General features: G+C 51.7%; 17 protein-coding genes and 1 tRNA gene. 8 read left to right on the top strand and 10 right to left on the bottom strand.

The annotated features are described in order from the left end of the window. The first annotated feature begins 10 nt into the window (after nucleotides 1-10). From FBY01_RS01345 to FBY01_RS01330, 4 genes are read left to right on the top strand one after another with little or no spacing between them, the layout of a single operon-like run. Nucleotides 11-2,842 (top strand): xanthine dehydrogenase family protein molybdopterin-binding subunit, encoded by a 2,832-nt coding sequence (locus tag FBY01_RS01345; RefSeq protein WP_145306047.1) that lies wholly within the window; start codon nucleotides 11-13, stop codon nucleotides 2,840-2,842. Next, entirely contained in the window at nucleotides 2,835-3,374 is a 540-nt protein-coding gene (locus FBY01_RS01340) for a (2Fe-2S)-binding protein (RefSeq protein WP_010455997.1), read from the top strand. Before FBY01_RS01345 ends, FBY01_RS01340 begins: the two co-directional genes overlap by 8 nt. 2 nt (nucleotides 3,375-3,376) lie before the next feature. Further along, nucleotides 3,377-4,612 carry a cytochrome c gene (locus FBY01_RS01335; RefSeq protein WP_145306048.1) on the top strand — a complete coding sequence of 412 codons (1,236 nt, stop codon included), beginning with the start codon at nucleotides 3,377-3,379 and terminating at the stop codon, nucleotides 4,610-4,612. Nucleotide 4,613: 1 nt separating this feature from the next. Next, the gene (locus tag FBY01_RS01330) at nucleotides 4,614-5,585 is read left to right on the top strand and encodes an XdhC family protein (protein WP_145306049.1); all 972 of its coding nucleotides are present in this window, start codon (nucleotides 4,614-4,616) and stop codon (nucleotides 5,583-5,585) included. A gap of 119 nt (nucleotides 5,586-5,704) precedes the next feature. On the opposite strand, the gene FBY01_RS01325 is transcribed toward FBY01_RS01330, so the two are convergent. After that, the gene (locus tag FBY01_RS01325; RefSeq protein WP_145306050.1) at nucleotides 5,705-6,988 is read right to left on the bottom strand and encodes an FAD-binding oxidoreductase; all 1,284 of its coding nucleotides are present in this window, start codon (nucleotides 6,986-6,988) and stop codon (nucleotides 5,705-5,707) included. Nucleotides 6,989-7,171: 183 nt separating this feature from the next. Here FBY01_RS01325 and FBY01_RS01320 point away from each other — a divergent pair. Next, a tRNA-Val gene (locus FBY01_RS01320) sits at nucleotides 7,172-7,248 on the top strand. Between the two features lie 233 nt (nucleotides 7,249-7,481). Here the strand turns inward: FBY01_RS01320 and FBY01_RS01315 are convergent. Beyond that, nucleotides 7,482-8,165, bottom strand: a complete 684-nt coding sequence (locus FBY01_RS01315) for a hypothetical protein (RefSeq protein ID WP_145306051.1) — start codon at nucleotides 8,163-8,165, stop codon at nucleotides 7,482-7,484. Nucleotides 8,166-8,680: 515 nt separating this feature from the next. Between FBY01_RS01315 and FBY01_RS01310 the strand changes: the two genes are divergently transcribed. The 3 genes from FBY01_RS01310 to FBY01_RS01300 all read left to right on the top strand — a co-directional run bounded on the left by FBY01_RS01310 (nucleotide 8,681) and on the right by FBY01_RS01300 (nucleotide 12,002). After that, nucleotides 8,681-8,932, top strand: a complete 252-nt coding sequence (locus FBY01_RS01310; RefSeq protein ID WP_256664386.1) for a hypothetical protein — start codon at nucleotides 8,681-8,683, stop codon at nucleotides 8,930-8,932. 48 nt (nucleotides 8,933-8,980) lie between these two features. Further along, nucleotides 8,981-9,580 (top strand): hypothetical protein, encoded by a 600-nt coding sequence (locus FBY01_RS01305; RefSeq protein WP_145306052.1) that lies wholly within the window; start codon nucleotides 8,981-8,983, stop codon nucleotides 9,578-9,580. A gap of 67 nt (nucleotides 9,581-9,647) precedes the next feature. Next, nucleotides 9,648-12,002 carry a hypothetical protein gene (locus FBY01_RS01300; protein ID WP_145306053.1) on the top strand — a complete coding sequence of 785 codons (2,355 nt, stop codon included), beginning with the start codon at nucleotides 9,648-9,650 and terminating at the stop codon, nucleotides 12,000-12,002. A gap of 257 nt (nucleotides 12,003-12,259) precedes the next feature. Here the strand turns inward: FBY01_RS01300 and FBY01_RS01295 are convergent, their stop codons facing one another. The 8 genes from FBY01_RS01295 to FBY01_RS01265 form a co-directional block, all read right to left on the bottom strand. Next, nucleotides 12,260-13,366, bottom strand: a complete 1,107-nt coding sequence (locus FBY01_RS01295; RefSeq protein WP_145306054.1) for an SEC-C domain-containing protein — start codon at nucleotides 13,364-13,366, stop codon at nucleotides 12,260-12,262. A 63-nt stretch (nucleotides 13,367-13,429) separates the two neighbouring features. Beyond that, complete coding sequence (locus FBY01_RS01290; RefSeq protein ID WP_145306055.1) at nucleotides 13,430-14,032, bottom strand: hypothetical protein; 603 nt, start codon at nucleotides 14,030-14,032, stop codon at nucleotides 13,430-13,432. A 380-nt stretch (nucleotides 14,033-14,412) separates the two neighbouring features. Continuing rightward, complete coding sequence (locus tag FBY01_RS01285; protein ID WP_145306056.1) at nucleotides 14,413-15,039, bottom strand: recombinase family protein; 627 nt, start codon at nucleotides 15,037-15,039, stop codon at nucleotides 14,413-14,415. Between the two features lie 952 nt (nucleotides 15,040-15,991). Beyond that, nucleotides 15,992-16,882, bottom strand: a complete 891-nt coding sequence (locus FBY01_RS01280) for a hypothetical protein (RefSeq protein ID WP_145306057.1) — start codon at nucleotides 16,880-16,882, stop codon at nucleotides 15,992-15,994. 413 nt (nucleotides 16,883-17,295) lie between these two features. Further along, complete coding sequence (locus tag FBY01_RS01275; RefSeq protein ID WP_145306058.1) at nucleotides 17,296-17,793, bottom strand: hypothetical protein; 498 nt, start codon at nucleotides 17,791-17,793, stop codon at nucleotides 17,296-17,298. Nucleotides 17,794-17,814: 21 nt separating this feature from the next. After that, a complete protein-coding gene (locus tag FBY01_RS31495; protein ID WP_178113194.1) occupies nucleotides 17,815-17,991 on the bottom strand; it encodes a hypothetical protein in 177 nt (58 codons plus the stop codon). Nucleotides 17,992-18,047: 56 nt separating this feature from the next. Next, on the bottom strand, nucleotides 18,048-18,242 hold the full coding sequence (locus FBY01_RS01270) for a hypothetical protein (RefSeq protein ID WP_145306059.1): 195 nt from the start codon (nucleotides 18,240-18,242) through the stop codon (nucleotides 18,048-18,050). Nucleotides 18,243-18,405: 163 nt separating this feature from the next. Next, nucleotides 18,406-18,819, bottom strand: a complete 414-nt coding sequence (locus tag FBY01_RS01265) for a hypothetical protein (protein WP_145306060.1) — start codon at nucleotides 18,817-18,819, stop codon at nucleotides 18,406-18,408. Nucleotides 18,820-18,864 lie beyond the last annotated feature (45 nt).

Below are 18,864 nucleotides of genomic sequence, written 5' to 3'. Positions count from 1 at the left end.
AGGATGATCCATGTCCAACCGTGAAATATCCCGGCGCTCGTTCCTTCAGGGCGGGCTGGTGGCGGGTGTGAGCGTGACGCTCACGCCGCTCAGCAGTCAGGCGCTGGCGGCCTTGATGGAAAACAGCGTGACCGTGCCTTCCGAGCAATGGCTCGGCAACAACGGCAAGGCGCGCTCGCGTAACGATGCCTTGTCCAAGGTCTGCGGCAGCAAAGTGTTTGCCCGCGACATCCGCGCCAAGGACATGCCGGGCTGGCCGCAGCAACAAGGCCACGCCATGCTGCTGAAGACCACCAAGGCCGACCGCATTTATGCCGGTTACGACCTGACGTGGCTCGGCGCTGACTTGCAGCCGGACCGCATCGTCACCGCCTCCGACCTGGACAAGGACGGCATCGCCTTCCCGGAAGAGCACGCGCCGGATCCGCTGCTGCCGGAGGGCAAGGTGCCGATGTTCATCGGCCATCCCGTGGCGATCCTGATCTGGAACGACTTCGAACGCTTCCGCCAGGCCAAGGCCAAACTCAAATTCAATGACAAAGCGATTCGTTACGGCGACAAAGTGCCGTTCTACGAAGGCGATCCCTACGGCAGTTTCCGCTACGTGCGCGTCGGTGGGGCGACCTCGGCGGATGAAGACGAATTCGCCAGCCTGAAGGATTCGATCCTGTTCCCGATGCTGCGCAACCGTCGTCCGGTGTGGAATTCCCAACCGAACCTGCACGGCAACCTGACCGAGCGCGGCTTGTTCTACGCCGAGCGCATGAAGCAGCAAATCGACACGCCGCCAGACAACTGGCTGGTGTTCGACGAGCGCTACAAAACCCCGTCAATCGAACCGGCCGCGATGGAGCCAGACAACGGCAACGGCTGGTACGACCCAGCGACCAAAACCCTGCATTTTGTCGTCGCCACTCAGTGCCCGCTGGAGACCGCGACCGAAACCGCGAAGATGATCGCACCGTCGCGTTTCGGCCTGGCCAACCTGAACATGCACCCGGGCTACACCGTCGGTTATGGCTCCAAAGATCACAACATTTTCGTGTACTACGCGGCGCTTGCGGCGTTGTACGGCGCCGGTGTGCCGGTGCGTCTGGCCAACGATCGCTACGAGCAGTTCCAGAGCGGCATCAAGCGTCACCCGTTCGACATCCGCTACCAACTGGCGGTGGACAAGACCGATCACAGCTTCAAGATTTTCCGCGCCGAGATGAACGTCGACGGCGGTGGACGGATCAACTACAGCCCCTCTGTCGCGGCGGTTGGCGCCACGGCGGCGCAGTCGATCTACTACATGCCGCAGAACGATTTGCAGGTCACCGCCTACCATTCCCGCGCCGTTGAAGCGGGGTCGATGCGTGGATACGGCACCCTGCAAAGCATGGCCTCGACCGAGATGATGGTCGATGAGATTGCCGATCGCCTCGGCATTGACGCCATTGATCTGCGCAAGAAAAACGCCATGGTCTCGGGCATGAAAAACACCCAGGGCGCGGTGCCGGCAGGCGCGTTGCGCCTGCACGAAATTCTCGATAAAGCCGCTGTCCACGAAGTCTGGAAAAACCGCGACGCGATCAAAAAGCAGCGTGAAGCCCGGGACCCGGACAACTGGTACGGCGTCGGTTTTGCCATCTGCCAGAAAGACTTCGGCACCGGTTCCGAAGCGCCGATGGCCAGCATCGAATTCACCGCTGATGGGCACATCACCCTGCGCCACATCGGTATCGAAATCGGCACCGGCATGTCCACCTCGCAAGCCTTGGTCGTGGCGGATTTCCTTGGCGTCCCGGCGACTGAAGTGAAGACCGGCGAGACCGAATGGAAAGAGTTGCAGCTGATCACCGGCGGCAACCCGTACCTCATGAGCCAGGCCGAGCAGGACACTGTGCTGCGCAATCCGCGCTGGGTCGGCAAACTCGCCTCGGCCTCATCGGCGACCAATTCCGCCTATTACTTCAGCCACGCCACCCGTGAAGCGGCGCGCGTGTTGTTCAACCACGGTTTGTGGCCGGCGGCGTTGCAGATCTGGGGCCAGGGCCCTTACGGCGGCCAGGCCAACCCGTATGTGGTGCGCCGTGAAGATGCGCATTGGGTCGACGGCCGACTCACCGCCAACGGCATGCAGCCGCTGAGCTTTGAGCAACTGGCCAGGCACGCCCACGAAAAAGGCCTGGTGACCGGCGCGACCGTGCACGGTTTCAACCGCTGGAGCTGGGCCGAGGCCGAGTTCAGCATCGAAGGCGTGCGTGAACGTCTGCCGCTGGACGGCTTGGCGGTCAAGTACGGTGATGGCGCGCCGAGCGTGAAAAAGGCGCAGATGAACAGCGCCGGTTTTCACTTGCTGGATCGCCAGAACGTGCATTACCCGGACACGCAGTTGAACAACGCGGCGGTGACGTATTACAGCCCGGTGGCGACGCTGGTGGAACTGAAAGTGAACAAGGGCTCCGCCGAAGTGCAGGTGCTCAACCACCACTCGTGGGTCGAGTGCGGTCGGGTGCTGGTGGAAGAACTGGTCAAGGGCCAGCTCGAAGGCGGGATCGCCATGGGCATCGGCCATGCGTTGATGGAGGAGATGCCGCTGTATGAAGGCGGGCCGGGGGAGGGTGACTGGAACTTCAACCGTTACCGCTTGCCGATGGCGCGCCACGTAGCGGTGTGGAAGCAGACGGCCGAGATCCTGCCGCCGCTGTCGCCGAGCGATCCATCCAAGGGCATCGCCGAAGTGGTGATGATCCCGGTGGTCGGCGCCATCGGTAACGCTGTGGCGCATGCCATCGGCAAACGGGTCCGCGACCTGCCTATCACTTCTGCCCGCATCAAGGAGGCCCTCAATGGCTAACCGTCCGCTTCAACTGACCCTCAACGGTCAATCCGTCGGCCCGGTGGACATCCCTGATGACCTGCCGATGATCGATTACCTGCACGAATACAAAAACCTCACCGGCTCGCGCCTGGGCTGCGGCCAGGGCATCTGCCACGCCTGCGTAGTGATCGTCGACAACCCGGACGGCACCAGCGAAGAAGTACGCACCTGCATCACCGGTGCGCACTATTTCGAAGGCAAAAAAGTGCGGACCATTGAAGGCCACGCGACCCGCGATGAACAGGGCCAGGTCACCGAACTCAATCCGATCCAGCAGCGCTTCGTCGATGAATTTGCCTTCCAGTGCAGCTACTGCGCACCGGGTTTTGTAAATGCCGCGACGGTGTTGGTGGAGAAGCTGCAACGTCAGCCCATCGTCAAAAGCCAGCTGGAAAAAGTCATCGAGGACAGCCTCGGTCACCATATCTGCCGCTGCACCGGCTACGTGCGGTATTACAGCGCGACGCGCAACGTGCTGACCGATCTCGGCCTGGTCAAGGAGGGTTGAGCATGAAGCATTTACTGTCCCGTCTGGCGTTGGCGGTGAGTCTGGCTGCGTCTGTGTTGCTGGCTCATGCGGATGATCAAGTCGTTCGTGGTGCCTATCTCGCCCGCGCCGCCGATTGCATGGCCTGCCACACCGCGCCGGGTGGCGCGCCGTATGCCGGTGGGCTGCCGATCGTCTCGCCGTTCGGCACGATCTACGGCACCAACATCACCCCGAGCAAAGAGCACGGCATCGGTTTGTACAACGATGACGAATTCTTCGCCGCGCTCACCGAGGGCAAGCGTCGCGACGGCGCGAACCTGTACCCGGCGATGCCGTACACCTCCTATCACTTGATGCCGCGCGCAGATTCCGATGCGATTCACGCGTACCTGAAAACCGTCGAGCCGATCGAACGGGCAGCGCCGGTCACGAGCCTGAGCTTTCCGTTCAACGTGCGCCTGGGCTTGACGGGCTGGAACATGCTCTACGGCAAGGACGTGAAGCTGGAACCGGCCGACGGCAAAAGCGAAGCCTGGAAGCGCGGCCAGTACATGGTCGATGTGCTCGGTCACTGCGGCGAATGCCACACCCCGCGCGGCTTGCCGGGCGCGATGCAGCAGGACAAACGCATGACCGGCGGCGTGCTCAACGGCTATCTGGCGCCTAGCCTGCTGGCCAACGACCTGGCCGCTCGCGGCTGGAATCATCAGGACCTGAGCACGTTCCTCAAACACGGCATGAGCGCCCAGGGCACGATGTTCAACGAGATGTTCCCGGTGTTTCACAACAGCACCCAAGGCCTCAATGACCCGGACCTGGCAGCGATGGCGACCTTCCTGCTCGGCGATCAACCGCCGACCGCGAAGGTTCTGACCGACGTGCCGCTGGACAAGCTCGGCGCCAGCGCCCAGCGCGGTCGTCAGGATTACCTGAACGTCTGCGCCGGTTGCCACGCGGTCGGCGGCGAGGGCAAGCCGCACATCGCCGTGGCCATGCGCGGCAACACCACGCTGCGCCTGGAAGACCCGCGCAACCTGGTGCGGGTGATCGACGACGGCATTGGTGAGCAGAAATTCACCGGGTTCGAACACATGCAACCGATGCCGGGGTTCGCTGAGAAGCTCAGTCACGAGCAACTCACCGATCTGCTCAACTACCTGCGTCAAGGGTGGGGTGGTCAGACAGGTGATCTGGCCGTGAGCGACGTGCAGACGTTGCGCGCCGATGCACCGCCACTCGAGCACAAGGCGCACTGACATGCAGCATCTCGATCTGCAAGTCGTGCGCCGGGCGCTGGAATGGTCGATGGCCGGCCAGCGCATCTGGCTGTGCACGGTGCTCGCCACCTATGGCTCGGCGCCGCGCGCGCCGGGCTCGTTGCTGGCGGTGAACACCGACGGACAATGGATCGGCTCGCTGTCCGGCGGCTGCGTCGAGGAAGACTTTCTCGAACGCGTCGCCGAGGGCGCGTTTGTTGATGCGGTCAGCGTGGTCCGTTATGGCGAAGGCGACGATCCGCATGCTCGTGTGAGTCTGCCCTGCGGTGGTGTGCTCGATGTACTGGTGGAGAAGCTCGAATCCAGGTGCGAGGTTCAGGCTCATTTGCGGGAACTGGAGTCAGCGTTGCTCGGCCAGCGGCGGCTGATCCGCGAGATCGATCTGGCCAGCGGTGCACGCAGCCTATTCACTGATCGTGAGCAGGGCGTGCGCATCGAACGGGAGATTGATCGGGTGCGCGTGCGGATCGGTGCGGCTCAGCGTTTGCTGTTGGCGGGGTATTCCAGCGTCGCCCAGGCGTGCGCGGAGTTTGCGGTTGGCCTCGGGTTCGAGGTGATTCTCTGTGATCCACGCGACGAGGTGCTGGAAGGTGTCGTGCTGGAAAACGTTGAGATTTGTCGTCAATTGCCGTCCGTGTTCATTGCTGACGGCGGCTGCCACAGCGACACTGCGGTGGTGGCCTTGACTCACGATCCGCGCATCGACGATTTGGCGATGATGGAAGCCGTGCGCACCGAGGCGTTTTACATCGGTGTGATGGGCTCCCTGCAGACCTCGCAGAAGCGCTTCGAGCGGTTGCGCAGGATCGGTGGGTTGGGAGACGCAGAGCTGGCGCGGATTCATGCGCCCATCGGCCTGAATCTGGGCAGTAAAACCCCTGCGGAAATTGCCCTCGCCGTACTCGCCGACATCCTGCGAATCCGCAGCGGCATCGCACGGGATCGACTTTAAATACCATTCCCCTTGTGGGAGCGAGCCTGCTCGCGAAGAGCCCGGCACATCCAACATCCATGTTGACTGTTTCGCCGCCTTCGCGAGCAGGCTCGCTCCTACAAAGGATTTCAGTATTCTTAGTACCCGAACTTGTCCCGCAGCCCGTAGTACCAAGCACCCAGCGCGGCAAACGGTGTGCGCAGCAATTGCCCGCCGGGGAACGGGTAGTGGGGCAGGTCGGCGAACGCGTCGAAACGCTCAGCCTGGCCACGCAGCGCTTCGGCCAGCACCTTGCCCGCCAGGTGCGTGTACGTGACGCCGTGGCCGCTGCAGCCCTGGGAATAGTAGATGTTGTCGCCGATCCGCCCGACCTGGGGAAGGCGCGAGAGGGTCAGCAGGAAATTGCCGGTCCAGGCGTAATCAATCTTCACGTCCTTGAGTTGCGGGAACGCCTTGAGCATCTTCGGCCGGATGATCGCTTCGATGTTCGCCGGATCCCGCGCGCCATAGACAACACCGCCCCCGAAGACCAGGCGCTTGTCGCCGGTCAGGCGGTAGTAATCGAGCAGGTAATTGCAGTCCTCGACGCAGTAATCCTGCGGCAGCAGACGCTTGGCCAATTCATCGCCCAAAGGCTCGGTGGTGATGACCTGAGTGCCGCAAGGCATCGACTTGGCCGCGAGTTCCGGCACCAGATTGCCGAGATAGGCATTGCCGGCCACGATAATGAACTTGGCCCTGACCTTGCCCTGCGGCGTATGCACCACCGGATTTGCGCCGCGCTCAATGCGGACCGCTGGCGACTGCTCATAAATAGTACCGCCCAGCGACTCGACCGCCGCCGCTTCGCCCAATGCCAGGTTGAGTGGGTGAATGTGCCCGCCGCTCATGTCGAGCATGCCGCCGACGTATTGCTCGCAGGCCACCACCTCACGTATGCGCTTTTGATCCAGCAACTCAAGCTGCGTATGACCAAAACGTTCCCACAGGCGTTTCTGCGATTCCAGATGGCCCATCTGCTTGGCAGTGATGGCAGCGAACACGCCACCGTCCTTCAAGTCGCACTGGATATTATATTTGGCGACCCGCTCACGAATGATCCGCCCGCCTTCAAACGCCATTTGCCCCAGCAACTGAGCCTGCTTGGGACCGACGCTGCGTTCGATCACATCAATGTCACGGCTATAACTGTTAACGATCTGTCCACCGTTACGGCCCGACGCACCAAAACCCACCTTGGCGGCTTCCAGCACCGTGACCTTGAAACCGTTCTCCAGCAAAAACAGGGCAGAGGACAGACCGGTGTAACCGGCACCGATCACACAGACATCAGTCTCTACGTCATCCTGCAAGGCCGGGCGCGGCGGAACCGAATTGGCCGACGCGGCGTAATAGGATTCGGGGTAGGGGGTGTTCGCCATCCGGCTGCCTCTGTTTAATATATTTTACGAGTGCCTCGATCCTACCCGAGTTAAAAATCGACCGCCAGCCACCGGAAAATCTTCTTAACCGCCGCTAAATTAAATATTTTGCATATTCATAGGGTTAGCTCGAAAAAAGGTGTTGACACCCCTCCGGAATTCCGTAGAATGCCGCCTCACAGCAGGCACGTAGCTCAGTTGGTTAGAGCACCACCTTGACATGGTGGGGGTCGTTGGTTCGAGTCCAATCGCGCCTACCAAACAAAATCCGCTCTGCTGGGCGGTCTAGAAGGGCTCACCGAAAGGTGGGCCCTTTTTTGTTGTCTTGGATTTCATGCAGAACGTTCACAAAATATCGGGTTCGTTCACACTGGGCAATGTGAACGACGATTGGGGCGGGCTTTTGGTGTGCTGCAAGCAAGATTGCTTGTGCCTGCGGCAACTCTCGGGGAGGGGGTAGCTGAGGCGTGAGGCTTACTTGACGCGCGTGGTATCACTCTATTGCAGGGGGCTCCGAATCATTGCCAAGCATTGGATGATCGCTGCCACTTGGTAGCTCTTCTGCCCGAGCCTGAGCAGTCCAAGCAATTCCAGCCAGCTCTTTGATTCGATCAACAAGCGGTTTGGCGTTTGTTCCCAGCTTCCCGAGCATCACTCCGGCGTCACCAATCAAGCCATAGAGTCTGCTGAGGTCGGAAACCTTTTTGTGCATTTCCCTCTGCATTTCTTCCAGTCGCTTCAGAAGGCGCTGCTTATGATCTGCATCGAGCTCCGTGTTGGCTGAAACCATTTCTCGTAACTCATTCAGTAGCTGTTGAATCCGCTTAAGGTCGCCATCCGTGAATTCATAGCCGAACGCGTTATTGAGGGTGACGGAGAAGTGATTTTTCATCTGATCGAGCTTTCGCTGGTTCGTGTCAATCCGTAGCTTAGCCTCAACCTGACTCCTAACTTCAATAAGGAATCTTTGTAGTTGGGAGCACGTTGTTTTCAGAACTGAGTTTATGGTGGGAGGGAGTGCGGTGACGCTTATGCGTCCTGTCTCTGACAGGCTGGATACAAGGGCAAAAGCCTCAAGCATTATCTCCTCATCGCTGGCCTCCCATTCGCCGCCTTCGCCGAGCGACGAAAGTGCAAAAGTCAATGCTTCGATGGTTCCGGCTAGCGGATCGTCCATCACCTGATCCAGAATTTCCTGTGGTATCCGCATGCTCGTCGTTGCCTTGTTGATATCGTTTGAGAGATGTCATATAGCCACAAATGCCGGAAGCATTGCCAGAGCTAACCTAGGTCTATTTTTTGTAGAGAAGTTTTCCCTTTGTGCTGCATAACCAAGGGCTTTGCGAAGCTTTTCTATAGCGGTGGTGATGGCGTTTGCGTTCACATCTTGCCGTCGGCGATGTTGTTGTGGATATCCAGAGGCCGGCGTGCCTCAATCCATAAAGCAATCTCCTCAATCCCGGCAGCGATCGCGTGTTGGTTGAAGGTTCAACACTAGCGGTAGCGATGGACGCTGAGCGACTTGTACCGAAGGGAGGTGGAGCGGGAGACATCGCAAATGTTGTATGCCTACGGCGATCACGATGAGAGAGAGCGTTGATTGCAGGTCTAAACCGTGACGATGGCGAAACCTGGGCTTAATGTGAGAAGTTGGCCTACTGTCGGTACATCCCAAACAGGCACGGAGGCACTATGAACACCATGTTTGCAATCATACCTTTAGCATTGGCACTGGGCATCACAACTGTCAACGCTGCTACGTTTGACGGCAATACATGCCTTGGCGACTGCTCGGGTCATCAGGCTGGGTATGACTGGGCTGAGCAAAACGATGTCGACGACGAATCGTCATGCAGCACGCCATCACCCTCATTCAACCAAGGGTGTGAGTCCTACGTCGAAGAGAACGCTGCCTCTGTGTCTGATGATGATGAGGACGAATAACCAAGATCGCTTTCCACAGAAGCCAAGAACTACCGCAGAGGAGGCGACATGACAAAGCGTCTGGTGCAGAAGACTGCCAAGAAAAACATTCACATTCACAACGACATTTCCAACACAGCTAACCACCTCAAGAAACGAATCGAGGAGATGGAAAGGGCCGGGAATCGCGAAGGTATAGCGTTAGACATCACTGCTTGTCTCGTGATGCTGGCATTCACATTTGAATCGCGGCTCAACTTCATTGGTGAGAAAAAGGTGGATGGTTGGATTGAAAGAGATCGCTTCCCCGAGAAGTTGAAAAATATACAAAAGGCACTGAATCTTGCGCCCAACTACTCGGTACGCCCGTACTCTTCCGTCAAGCAATTGCAGGACTTCCGCAACATCATTGCACACGGTAAGCCAAGCAAGGTTGAGGTAAATGAAGCGGTAGATTTCCAGCCGGGCGCCGACTACGACGACTTTGATCTTAAAGGCGCGTGGGAAGCTTTTCTTACCACCGACTTCATGCGGCAATGTTCCGACGACATCGATAAAATTTGGAATGAATGGCTTGCGACGGCAGAAATCGACCTGCATGAAACGCTTACTCATGGCGAATACAGCATTACTCTGATGGAAAAAGCCCCTGCTTCGGTGGGTGACTGATCGTTTGGGGAAGAAACTATTCCCGCAACCCCGCCAAAAACCAAGTTGGCAATCGGTGTTCAACCGCGTGCTGATGATGCTGGGAAACTCTATAGGGATAGCTACACCGCTCGACCAAATGAGCACGCGCGTTGCAAGCATGTTAAGTGCGAAAAATTCCGATCCTGATCGCGCCTCTGTTGTGTTTGGTGCTAGCGTTAGTGAAAATCAAATTTCATCACATAAACAGAGGTGCGGGATGCCTGAAAAAATTGCTTTTCACATGCCAGGAAATTTGACATTCCTCACCACCGATTCCATTCCTGAGCATATGATTGCAGACTGGCAAAAAGAAGTTCTCAAGGAGGGTAGGCATTCGGAAATAATAGCTACAACAAATGAGTTTCTCGAAAAAATAAAAAGCTATGAGCTGCACGATGCGCTAGGTCTTACTGCGCTCTATACCTTTATAAAGGCTGTCATAAAGGACGGGCATAAGTCCAGCTATCCTGAACATGCTGATCTTGAGGTCTTGCAGGCACTACTGCTTGGCTATGAAGGAGTTCTTTCTAAGAAACCGCTTCCTCGTAATGAAATAAGCGAGTTTTGGTTGGAGTTAATGAAGCAGAACTATGCTGCGTCGCACAATAATAAGAGAAAAGATCAATCCCCTATTGAGGTGCTTGCAGATAGCCATATTGCGTATTATCGAAACCCATACGGTGACGATTTTTTTGACAGGATGCTTGTTGAAATAACTTCCGAGTATGATAGTCGCTATTTGAGAACTGGGCATTTTGCGACTGCTGGCAAACTACTGGTTTTCATTAGAAAAACTATATGGGAAAGATTTCAATCCTTCTACGGTCTTTGGGTTGAGATGTTTGGCTATAGTCGAAAGCGACTAATAAGTGAGATTTTACGATATACCCAGCTAATCGAATGCGAAGAGCCGATAAGTGATTGGAAGTCGGTCAGTAATACTTCGCTTAGAAACCACCTTAGAAATCTTGTTGAGGATCATGCAGTAAAGAATATGTTTAAGCTTGATCATGATTGGATTAAGAGTTCAAATTTTGATTGCGATTTATCAATAGCTGTCTTGGACAAGCTGAGCCTGTCTAGGCTAGAAGGACTTGAGGGGTTTAACGGGTTATGTAGGTTCAACCCTATAGCTGATCGTCCCTTTATCAAGTCTGACGACGGTTATTCAATCTACTGCCTTTTGACCTTGATGAGTCTTCCATTTTCTTCATTGTTGACGATTCTGGACAACAATCCAGATGCGAAAACTAAAATGGAAAAAATCCGAGGTATGTTCGCCGAGCGAGAAACGGCACGAATTCTTAATGAGGCTTTTCCCTCAGCTAAACACGTATCCTCCGGGTATTGGTTTAGAAACAAAGAAGAACGAATTGAGTCCGATCTTGTAGTGTTGGTCTCGCGACATTTGTTGATATTTGAAGCAAAAGGTGCACTTATAACTGATCGTATGAGGTCGGGCGCGGCTGGTGCCGCACAGCAGTTTCTTAAAAAAACATGGGGGAAGTCGACTCAGCAGGGCGCTGCTTTATCCGATCATCTTAAATACGCTAAGCAGTCCGTGAATATTGTGGATGGCAAAGGGGTCTTGCAATTAGTTCTTGATCCAAATGAAATACGTACGGTTTCACGGTTTAGCGTTTCACTGGAGCAAGTTGGTCCGCTAATGAACTCACCAAAAATGTTACGTGATCTAAACATTATTGATGAGGATATGCAGCCAGCACCATGCATTATACTTTCCGAGCTGGCGAATCTTCTTGAAGTGCTAAGGGATGAATTGCATCGGTTGCACTATTTGACTCGCCGCTTCGCAGTTTGCAATAGAAATCAAATTTTCGGGGACGAAATGGATGTGTTTTCCATTTACCTACGAACAGGCTTTGCCGGGCTACTTGCATCCGAAGATTTTATGATGATTCTCGGTGAGTCCTACCAGCTATCTGAATATAAGCGGCAAGATGGTAAGTTGAAAATCCCCAAGGATAGCGCGTTGCGAAATTCATCATATTTCGAGTCGCTTCTGTCTTTGATGCGAACAAGAAAGTCCTCGGCTTTATTAGAGGTAGGGCTCTTGATATTGGATATGCCGTACGAAGAGCAGTTGACTTTTGAACGTGAGATAAAACGACGCTTCATAGGTAAGCCTAACGAGTGCGATACGCCTGTCGTATTCTCGACAATACGTGGGTTGCTAGGTGATTTTACAATATGCGGTATTTATATGGATCGGGATATTGCCTATCCACTCCGGCAACAATTGGCCTTAAACACGCTTGCTTCCATTGGCGGGGAGTGTAAGGCCGTTGAAGGTTTCGCGTTTGCCAAGTTGAATAAGAGCTCGGCCCCTTACGATGCGTTGTACTACGCTGGAAATTTATTTTCCGGAGATGTTAGGTAGATTTACCCGGCTTCGTGAACAGGTGTTTTATCAATATTTTAGGTCAGATTAATGGAGCTAAAGGTACACCTTAGATAAGTTAATTAGAAATCATTATGTTGGATAACGACGTCACTTCCCCAAAATCTGAGTTGGCAATCGGTGTTCAACCGCGTGCTGATGTCGTGCGTACCATAGAGCCACAAGCCTCAATTCCAGCAGCGATTCCAGGTGCTCGTATTTTACGGGATGTCCACGAGGTTAGGTTGATAATCAGGTCAGAGCATCAACGATTTATCCACATGCGTGATTCTGGCAATTTTTAGGGTGGGTACGTTGGCTAATGAGCGACCGGTATGTTCGCTAGTAATCCCCTCAGAAAACACATCGCAAACATACTTTTGCAGCGCGCTTTCCAAACTTTCCCACCAGACGGGATGTATATATATATTTTCGATCAAGCTGATCATAAAGATCGCGAGGTGATCTGATGTAAGGTTTTTTTCTGCAAATTGTTTTATAAGTTTATGTGCGGTAGTGGCGTGCTCTTGTAACCACGAAAGAACTATATAGCCTTTCTCTGTATTCGAGAAAGAATTGATGACTATATAATCTGGTATATTCTTAACATTTTGAGAGAAACGCTGTATCGACTTTCCATCAAAGCCAAATTTTGGGGCTACAATAGCGCTTCCCATTATGGCTGGTGGTCGTTCCAGTTCGAACACCACATGTTTTAGTTGAGAAGTATTCTCTTCTGTAAACATCATGTCTAGCTTGCCTTTTATATAAGCAAGGTCGTTTTTTGTCAGATCATTTCCGTTGTAGGCGCTTCCCGCAAATTGCTGGAAGGCTATTTGCTGATTTAGTGGGAGCCCTTTATCAAAGCCTTTAACATCATGGAAAACCTTCGAAGCGGCACTTTTAATATATACCTCACTTGAAGTTGCACGATAAGCCACAAGAAAACAATGCTCGGAATTAACGCCAAAAGGATTGTCTTCAATAGGAGCGAATAATGTTTTGTCGTGATGAGAGCAAAAACCAGAAAATGTTGAAGCTTTATTTATCCCTATTTTTGTTGGACTAAGCTTTCCCGCTTTTATATTTTCCTTTGCATTAGAATAAAATGATAAAACATGGCCGTCGACTGATATCTCTTTTAGAGAGGAACTTTTGGATACTGTATGCGCTCTGATTATTTTGTTGGTGCACTCTGATTGTAATGCTGGTGGCACGCTGCAAGTTTTTGAGGTGTTAAACTTTTTCAAGATTTGGTGAGCGTCAGCAAGACTTGCTGCGGGTTGCTTATCCCGATCAAGATGGCACTTCTTAAATTTAAGTTTTGATCCACACCAGCACGGGTCGTTGCGTCCTAAATCCATTTTAAGGCAAACTCCTAATTTTAAATAATATTCATTGCTACAGTCTTGAGTTATTTAACAGAGTTAAATTGGTGAAATTCCAGGATAGAGCTCATGTAACATACGCTCACACCTAGAATTGAAGTCATCTTTTACGGATATTGTTTCCCATGATGCTCTCCTGTTAGGACTAATAGCTTCTTGTGCAAGTTGATAAGCTATTGAGTTCGAAACCTTTTGTCGGCATGTATTTTCATATGCGATTAACGCTTGCAAAAAACATACAGTGAAAAGAGTCTTCAATATGTTCTGATCAATATTTTCCTGCTTGAAAGACTCCGGAACTAACGAAGGACTATGAGAGCATAGTAAATTTTTAGATTTTTTAGAGTCTTTTATTTCAAACTCTGAATATGGATCGTGAGCGAATTTATTTCTTATCGTGTTTGCCATCTCAAATATTATTCGTGTCTGTGGTTTGATGTCACCCATAGCAGTTAAGAAATCAACCTTTAGAAGAAGGGAGACACGTTTGAATTCAATCGAATTGGATTGAGGGAGGGATTCAGACAGCGCCATATCGAGCATTTTATCGATATGGTAGTGACACTTAATTATTAGAGATAGATAATCGTTTTCTGTTTGAATTAAATTATTAAATTCACTCTCGAAGTCCGTAGCTTTCATTTGTATTCTTCTCAAGTTTTTTATAAAAAAAGCCAATCTTTAGCTGACCACAAATCAAAAGTACCGACTTCTCGTGGTTAAGTCACGTCCCAAGTGCTTTTCCAGTGGATTCTCAAAACCCCTAAAAATCGAGCGGGCTTTTGGCGTTCAACCACGTGCCGATGGTAGCGAGAATCCGGTACGTATGATCCTGTATGGATATTTGTCACGTGTGGTTAACTGGAACCCGATATATACAACGTGGCCGACCTAAAGAATCGTCGAATCCGTGAATGGCTGTGAGCGTGCGTAGGATCGCGTATGCGAGGTTTTAGCTGAATACTAGTGCATAAGCACTCAGCCTTTATCGTTGGTCTATGAGCGTTGCGCGACGCTGGGTGTTAGAGCTCTGAATTAAGGGAAGCCTTAACTCGTTGGACTGTGGTTGTGCTGCACTTCAGTAGGTCGGCTACTCCGCGAATGCTCTTGCCGTCATTCAGCAGTGTGGTGATGCGTTCGCGAAGCTCTGTATCCACCTGACGACCTTTGTACACGCCCTCGACCTTCGCTTTCTCAATACCCTCAGCCTGACGACGGCGACGGTCTTCATAGTCCTTGCGGGCCACCACAGCCAGCATATCGAGCAACATACCATTGACGGCTGCAATCATTCCTTTCGTGAAGTCGTCCATACCTTGGGTAGGCTTCAAGGCTGCGTGACTGGTAGCCAAGTCGATGGACACGACCGTGACTTTCTTTGTCGCGATAGTAGCTTTCAGGCTCGCCCAATCATCAGGAGACAAGCGGGAGAGTCTGTCGACTTGTTCAATCAGCAGCACGTCGCCTTCATGACTGTCTTCTAGCAGGCGGAACAACTCAGGACGGTCAAGGCGGGTGCCGGATTCGTTCTCTATGTAGAAGGCTGCGATTTTATGACCATTGTCAGCAGCGAACGCTACAAGGGCTGCCTTTGCACGCGATGCATCTTGCTCAGAAGTTGAAGCACGGAGGTAAGCACGAATAAACATGGTGGAGCCCCTGTGTATCACTTAGGATGTATCACATAATGCTGTGGCACGTAGGGTGTGTCAACTAACTTGTTCACCATCTTTTAGGGGGTGTTCTGGTTGCTTTTTGTACAGCTATTCTGTAGCACCTGATGTACACCCGTAATGACACAGTGGTTTGGCTTCGACATGACTTGCTGACGCCGTCGGCGTCTGTTGTGAATTTTCAACTGTTGCTGACATGCAACTGAATGATGGTGTGGTGGCATCTGTGGTGAGATCGACATACCGGTCATGGTTAACGCCAACACCCTGTAGCGGTAAGCACAGTAGGTTTGTACGGCGGTTTGTGATGGGTGATCATCTAGAGCTGGCTTCGACGTCGTGACTGGAGGGGTTTTGTTTGGCTTTCAACTGTATTACTTTCACCCTGTGTGGATATTGGAGAGAAAGTGAAACGTGTGCTTGACAGAGAATGGTTGAAGACTCAGGTATAATCAGGGTTGCGGGACATTACCGCATACATATCAGGCTGTTGTGACTGCTTGTCACTCCTGATACTGGTTCTGATAACTATCCTGTTTCCCTGATGATTGTTCAAACTTTTTTCTGTGTGCTCTCACACAGGAGCTGCTGACATGTTCTGATTGTCAATCAGAAGTAAACTCTAGAGATGCGTGAATCTCCAATACAATCAGTGTGCGCAAGTGAGCCGATAGGCGAATGCTTTTAAAGAGGTGGATAACGAAGTCCACCCGCTGTTGATCTTCTTTTGAGTTTACTCAGAATATATTCTCTGTCGTTACGACAGGATAGTTCTCCTTCAAGATCATGCTTTTTGTTTTGAGGGGTTTTATCCCCTCTCTTGTTTCTTGTCTCACTAACACTTTGCCTCCGGTAACTACCGGAGAATATTCTATTCAAAGCTTACGCTTTAACAGTCGTTCGCTTCGAACTCTTATTATATCTGTCGTTAATTGTGCATCGCAACCTGCTTCCATTTGCTTGCCGTATTTCTATGCACTCCAAACCGGCTAGCCACATCTTGGACCGAGATGGTTTTGTCTTGCTTGAACAGGCTCATTCCCTCCATCTGTTCAAGGGATATACCTGAGAGTTGCGCCTTGCGCTCAAACCAGAACTGGTCAAAATCGATCTTGCAGTCAAACTGCTCTAGCAGGCTCGGATGTCTTTCGAGGTGAAACATTAAACCTCCAAGTGCAATTCTTGCCGCCTGTACGACACGTTCAACCTGGCGAACATTCATAGGCATTAAGTTGTGATTGCAAAGAACCTCGGCAGCCGCTTCGGTGGAAATTTTTGGTAGGTATAGAATCCTTCGGACATCACTAGGAGCCACGTTGAATCGACCAGTAGTCAGCGAGTCACTACCTTCATGCTCTACCTGTAAGCCGCACGCCCCTGTGATGTAATCATCAATCCACTGGGTGGCATTGCCGTCAAATCTGAAAAACTGCAAGAATCCCGAAATTGGGTTTGTAAGTACACTTGGCTTCACCCCAGCATTGGATTTATTTGAGGTCGATTGCGACGGAAACTCGATAATTTCTGCTGAGCCCTGTGGTGCAGTCTCTGGCGTCGAGCCAACCCTAACTGGCGAGCCGTCATCACTGATCGTATAGCGTGACCTGTGAGCAACCTTCTTCCCTATTTTAGTAAGGTGAATGTGTGGCTCGTGTAGGAGCTTTTTGCGGGTGTAGCAACCAACAATCTCGCCGGTTCTCTTATCAATTATCGAATCGCCGCAGCGAATAGATTGGTTTTCATCGCGGACTTGACGAAGCTCTGCCAACGTAAGTGGCGAAGTAGTGTTGTGGTGCAGGCACGGGACGGCATGATGCATGGATTGGTCTCCTTTGTTCAATTCATAGGCAATTTCCTCTCGGGTGGCTGCCAGTGGATTTGGGTAAATTACAGGCGTAAAAACTTCGCATGATGCATTAAGCCGGGATCGACTAATGATCACATCGAGGTTTTGAGTGTGTCTGATTGAGTGGAGACTTATACAGGAATTCGCACCGATCGTCAAGAAAAGCTTGACAAGCCGACTTATCTAAAGATTTGCCTTCGTCGCGTCATGGATGAGCGGAAAATGGGCTTACGGTGGAGCCGTAGTGGTAAATCTCAACAAACAAAAAGCCCCGCACAGCCTTGGTAAGCTGTCGGGGCGATGATGGGTAGGGTTGCATTGGGAAACGGCCTGCATCGCGTTACACGAGGTTCTGTCTGGTGTCTCTTGAAGCGTCTGTTGCTGTGTTACTCAGGCACTACGAGATCAGTGAACACGCTGTCAACTTCAGCCTGAATGCTAGCAAGAAGTTTCGCCTTTTGGTCTGCAACCTTCTTGGCTTCTTTCGTTTCGGCTGCCTGCAATAATTGCTGGGTAAGCTGTTGACGGTAATGTTCTCGCTCAGCTTCAAGTTCACTGATGTACTCTGCTTTTACACGCTCATCAATGATTGCCAAATCAGCTTGCTGTAGTTGCTCAGGCTTAACCATATGGGCATGATAGTTCATGTTACTCATAGACATCGGATATCGATCAGTCAAGGTGAACCCTTGCGTATTTTTCTCGATCACCTTGGCAAGAAAGAGATATGGAAGTTCTCCCCTTACCATCTCACAATTTTGGTCAGTTGAACGATACATAGCGTGAAAGCCCTGCTGGCGTTTTAGCAATTCGTTAGCATCATACTTGCGCGGTACACCCTTGATTGAAATTCGGGCCTGTGAATTGGTAGCTGTATTTGTCATTGTATATTCCTTATGGTTGGTTTATTGGCTGTTATCATTTGCTTTCATTTGTGCAAGTCGTACTCTCATCTTGCTCAGCAGAGATTCTTTGTATGCTTCATCAAGTTTTTTGGCTGGCTGCTTGGTAGCTGTAGCACTTACAACACTGGTATCAATCTGCTGTGTAGTTTGTGTGCATTCCTTTGCTTGTTGTTGCATTGCACGTCGCCGCTCAAAAGCCCTTGTGAGTCCACGACTGATGTGGTCAGAACTCCTCATTTGTATTGCTCCTGAGCTTCATGTAAAGCTGACAATCCGTATTCTGTGGTCAAACGATCAATCACGTCAGTAGCGCGTCGAACTCCAACCTTGTCACCAACTGCGATCGCTGATTTTTTCAAGTGAATGAAGTGAACCATTTGTTTGATTGCAAGGTATTTACTAAGATCAATATCATTGTCGATAGTCATTGTTTATCCTTTGGGGTTTGTTGTGTAGAAAGGCACCAGACATATGGTTAAAAACTGCATTTGAATCCATATGAATCAAGGCGTGTAAGGGGTGCAAAAACGCCAAGTTAGGCTAGGGTATCAAGTGGCGTTTATTGAGGGTGTAAACGCCTTGCAGAAGCTCTCAGCGGTATTTGTCTAGGTACGCTTTGGCAGCGACAGCACCCGTGTTGAATACATCTGAAAGGTCATGATGGTTAACATCTGGGTTGTTGGCGATCCAATGTTGAATGCTGAACAAACGATCATCTGGCACCGGTGTTAGCTCTTTACGAATTCGAGTAGTAATAAGTTTTACCTTGCCCTGCTTACCTTTACTGATTTGTTCCATGAAGCTAGGGCAAGCGGTCATCAACTCACCGACTGTCACCTGTACACCATTGCGATGTGCTTTGGTTGCCAGCCTGTAGTAACGATTCAACACTGTGGTTGAAACAGGATGAAACTCGTGATGTTCATCTGGTGTTGGTGTATGAGATGTTGTGATTACGTTCAGAATCAACTGGGATGATTTGTAGATGGCTAAGTAGTTAGGCATTGGTTTTCCTTATTTGATTATGTTTTATCCTCTGACTTGGTTAAA

The organism is Pseudomonas sp. SJZ077, assembly GCF_007993905.1.
Taxonomy (GTDB): domain Bacteria; phylum Pseudomonadota; class Gammaproteobacteria; order Pseudomonadales; family Pseudomonadaceae; genus Aquipseudomonas; species Aquipseudomonas mandelii.
Note: the sequence above shows the minus strand (reverse complement) of the source record. Positions and strands in the feature narration are given on the sequence as shown.